The sequence below is a fragment of the Bartonella sp. AP88XZML genome (assembly GCF_042195565.1).
Taxonomy (GTDB): domain Bacteria; phylum Pseudomonadota; class Alphaproteobacteria; order Rhizobiales; family Rhizobiaceae; genus Bartonella.
The window spans coordinates 1-2,119 of the sequence record NZ_JBHIOQ010000007.1 but is presented as its reverse complement, the minus strand read 5'-3'; the positions used below and the strand labels follow the sequence as shown (position 1 = coordinate 2,119).

Below are 2,119 nucleotides of genomic sequence, written 5' to 3'. Positions count from 1 at the left end.
TTCTGGGGGAGGTTTTGTACATGCGCCGCTTACTGGCGTTTTTGATTTACTGAAAGCAGCATTGAAAACAGAGCTTGATGGTTCACTGAAAGATTTAGAGAAGCGCTTAGAGGCGTTAAGCGAAGAGCTTGAAGATTTGAAAGAGTGTTCATTTTAGGTTTAATGGAGGAATAAAGCAGATGAAAATACCTGATCATAGTCATGAGTATCTGATACCAATAGCCACGAAAGAGGAAATCAGAGAAGGAACTTCGCAAGATAGCGTTGTTGTTCCGAAGATTTTAGGGACGGCATCTTTGTATTCGTATGAAACCTTTGCGCCGTTAGAACAGGTTGTGAATGCAAGGCAAGAGTCGGAAAAAGCCATGGCGCGTGCGAATGGTGCGCAACAGGTTGCAGAAGAATCGAAATCTATTGCTGAACGTGCAGAACAAACAGCGAAAGATGCTTCCCAAACAGCAACAGAGACAACCCAAGTAGCAGCGACCGCGGTAGCGACGAGTCATGAAGTTAAGACGATAGCAACACAAGCAAGTCTTAAGGCGGATGGCGCAAAACGGACAGCTGATGATGCCAAGGATATTGCAGAAGAGGCAAAGGCTCTTTCAGAACAGACAAAGGATGCGTGTGCTGAAGTCAAGGAATCTGTTGCAACTGTTAAGAGAGTTGCCGAATCGGCGCAAACAGGAGTGGAACAAGCCTCGCAAACAGCTTCAGAAGCGAAGGGTTTGGCGGAAGCGGCGAAAAGTGCAGCAGAGAGTGTAACAGAGAAAGTAGATCAAGCACTAAGAGAGGCTAGCGATGCAAAATCTAAAGCAGAAGGCTTAGAAACAATAGCCAATGAAGCAAAATCCACGAGTGATCATGCAAGCCAAACCGCTTTGAGTGCAAAAAGTTTATCAGAAGAAGCCAAGGAAGTAGCCGAGACTGCGAAGTCGACAGCAGAAGAAGCGAAGAGTGTTGCGGAGCAAGCAAAAGAAGAAGCTGATACGACGAAGCAAGGGCTTGGAGAGGTCAAGAGTTCATTAGACACGGTGACAGCAACGACAAATTCTGCGAATACAGCCGCCTCTGAGGCAAAAGTGTTAGCGGAAGAAGCGAAGAGTGCATTGACAGAAGTTCAAGAGAAGGCACAGAGGAACAGTGACAGTCTTTCTGAACTTCAAGGTAAGGTAGGTTCTCTTTCCACTAAATTTTTAGAGAATGTGCGTTTTCATCAACCTGACAGAATTCTGGAAGCCGATCCGAAAAATAGAAAAGGTCTTGTGATCAATGACGGGGCATGTTTTCGCTTTTATCATGGTGAAGAGAATGGGGGTAGGTACCTCTTTTACCGCATTCCAGGGCGTGGAAGGATGACTTTTGACGAAGATCTTGAAGCAGGAAAGGATTATTATATATATCTCATCTTAAAAGATCAGACGAGTGCGCTATCCTTTGAAATTTCGCAAAATCCAACGGCTCCTGATGGCTATACAGAGGATAATTCTGAAAAGATCGGTGGATTTCATACGCTATGTGCGGATGTTGGTGAGATTGAAGGTCATCTCTTATCGGGTTATCAAGCGGGGGATGTTTTGCCCAATTCTGTTTGGTGTTTAAATCACCGCCCACGTAGTAGTCCAGAAGGGATGGTTTACAATCCGTGGCATAATATTTGGGTTGATATTTATCTTCAATCAGGGACAGGTGTAAATGCAAAGTCTGCCTATGGTGTTCCGATTACAACCAATCGTAGCTATGCGGATCATGCCTTTGATTTTTGGTCTGTTAATAAGAGATTTTTGACGAGTGATGAGTTTTCGCCATGCATGTATGGAAGTAATCAAGCAACCAGTATTGTCGGCAATCAAGCGCCTTCTCCTAAGACGTCTGGAGGACACGTTGATACAAACAATAGACGGATGATTTCGCATATCGGTTGTGAGGATGGTTGCGGTTATGTTTGGCAATATTTGTCTGGTTGTTATCCAGTGACGAAATGGCATACAGGGGAGCAAGGAAGCAGTTTGCGTGTAGACATAAATGTTATGTTGGCAGGAGGCGATTGGACTGGTGGCTCTAACAATGATCATCTTGTACGGAATTTTGCGCATTCTCGTTATGTAGAAGATGAAAA

General features: G+C 44.5%; 1 protein-coding gene. It reads left to right on the top strand.

Features of this window, described 5'->3' with window-relative positions; genetic code table 11:
• Positions 1–179: 179 nt before the first annotated feature.
• Positions 180–2,119: alanine-zipper protein (locus tag ACFIK2_RS00405; RefSeq protein ID WP_375676760.1), on the top strand; the 1,940-nt coding region annotated here is incomplete at its 3' end.